The organism is Vibrio sp. 811, from assembly GCF_033339195.1.
In genome coordinates this window covers 1-620 of sequence record NZ_JAWOUB010000560.1, presented here as the reverse complement: position 1 = coordinate 620, position 620 = coordinate 1, and the positions used below count along the sequence as shown (strand labels likewise).

Sequence of the window (620 nt, the reverse complement as noted above, 5' to 3'; positions counted from 1 at the left end):
ACTGATCCCGATTAATATAATTTTTCTTAAAGTACCCCGATGGAACGCAAAGCAATACATGGATATGAGGGTGATAATCGTCCCTTTGCCCGTTGTACGTCACCTCCAAAGCGCGAAACCAACCCTTAATAGATTTCTTGAAAAACGCACGACGAGACATGCGATCCCAACTTTGATGAAGATGTTTTATCTCATCTCCTAATCTTTCAGCAGGTACGTTCGGAACGGTCAGAGTAAGCAAAAGATACTTGTACGTGGGAAAATCGGCATGAATAGACTGGCAAATGTTTTTTACCTGATGGAAGACAACAAGAGATCGTCTTTTTTGGCAACCTGGACACATCCGGTCACGGCAAAAATTCGCATGAGCAAGGCGCATATCGCCCGAAGCAGAAACGGCAAATTTCAAATACGCCCCACAATCCATCATTCGCTCAAAGCGTTTCATCATTGGTTTAGATTCTTGATTTTCAAAAGATACAGCAACGGCCTCATTTCTGAGTTTAATATTACGCCAGTCGGTTTTTTGATCGCGGAGAAGCTCACCTGTTCCATAGACGGAAGGCAGCGAGTCATATAGACTTGTCATTAAGACGTCCTTTTTTGGTTATGGCAAAAAT

At 42.7% G+C, this 620-nt stretch carries 1 protein-coding gene; it reads right to left on the bottom strand.

Annotation, left to right across the window (positions count from 1 at the left end):
• Positions 1-589, bottom strand: a 589-nt coding sequence (locus R7Q46_RS28095) for a protein rep (protein ID WP_318078425.1), incomplete at its 3' end; no start/stop codon positions are given.
• Positions 590-620: the final 31 nt, after the last annotated feature.